Annotated in this window: 2 protein-coding genes; both read left to right on the plus strand. The window is 63.3% G+C overall.

The features are described 5' to 3' along the window. Nucleotides 1-1,107 (plus strand): tyrosine-type recombinase/integrase (locus H7I57_RS10415; protein ID WP_443678331.1); only part of this gene is annotated, 1,107 nt, incomplete at its 5' end. Between the two features lie 2 nt (nt 1,108-1,109). After that, nucleotides 1,110-1,375, plus strand: a 266-nt coding sequence (locus tag H7I57_RS10420) for a helix-turn-helix domain-containing protein (protein WP_264023411.1), incomplete at its 3' end; no start/stop codon positions are given.

The raw sequence follows: 1,375 nt of genomic DNA on the forward strand, positions 1-1,375 counted from the left end.
CAGGTTGATCTGGCTGGGGCAGCACATCTGGAGCTGGTGTCCGGTATCGCACACCTGCGTCCGCAAGATGCGATGGCGGAGGCGATGTTTCGTGGCTGGCGTGCTCAGCAGGCTGCTCGGGGGCTTCGTGAGGAGACAGTCACGGCGCGGGAGAAGCTGGTCCGTCGGTTCATGGATTTCGTCAATGACTATCCGTGGCAGTGGACCCCGACGCATATCGACGAGTGGTCGCTCTGGTTGGTCAGCGAGAAGCACCTGGCACCGTCGACGATCCGCGGCTACCAATGCTCGTTACGGCTGTTCAGCGAGTTTCTGATCGACGGCCGCTACGGGTGGGCGTTGGCATGCGAGGAAGAGTTCGGCACCCATCCGGTGGCGATCTGCCACGAATGGAACACGATCGCGCATTTGAACGACTACGAGGGTCGGCCGGAGGCCAGGCCGTTCACACGTGAGGAGATGCAGCGGTTCCTGGACTACGCCGACGACCAGGTCGATCGTGCGGTGCGGGCGAAACGTAAAGGGGCCCTTGCTGCTTTCCGCGATGCCACCGTCTTCAAGGTGATCTACGGGTGGGGGTTGCGTCGGACCGAGACCGCCAAACTTGACCTGGTGGATTTCGGCCGCAATCCTGCGGCGCCGCAGTTCGGCAGGTTCGGCACGCTCAACGTGCGTTACGGCAAGGCGAAACGGGGACAGCCGCCGCGGCGGCGGAACGTGTTGTCGGTGATGGATTGGGCGGTAGAGGCGGTCGCTGATTATGTCGAGAATGTGCGGCCGAAGTTCGGCTGCCCCGATCATCCGGCGCTGTGGGTGACCGAGCGGGGCGGGCGGATCAAGGCCGCGGAGATCAACGCTCGGTTCGTCTCCTATCGGGATGCGCTGAAGTTGCCGAAAGACCTTGTGCCCCACTCAATCCGTCACTCCTTTGTCACGCACCTCACCGAAGATGGTGTTGACCGGCGGTTCATCCAATCCCAGGTTGGGCACGAATGCGACAGTTCCACGGCCATCTACACCCACGTCAGCTCCGATTTCATGAACACCATGCTGCACAAGGCGCTCGCGCCCGTGCTTGGTCGGACCCCTCCAGCAGACAAGGACTGATGATGCCCGCCAAGCTCGACTACCACTGGCATCTGCGCACGGTCATGGCCGCCGGCGGCATGTTCGCGACCACCGATCTGATCGAGCCGCTGGAGCAGCGCGGCATCACCTTGTCGTCCAGTCAGGTCTACCGGCTCGTGGTCGAGCGACCCGAACGGCTGAGCCTGAAGATCCTGATGGCGCTGCTGGACATCCTCGACTGCACGATGGACGACTTGATCGAGCCGGCCGTCTCGGCCCGAGCGGGCGCCCGCGGGAAGAAGGCGGT

This window comes from Mycolicibacterium pyrenivorans (assembly GCF_025821625.1).
Taxonomy (GTDB): domain Bacteria; phylum Actinomycetota; class Actinomycetes; order Mycobacteriales; family Mycobacteriaceae; genus Mycobacterium; species Mycobacterium pyrenivorans.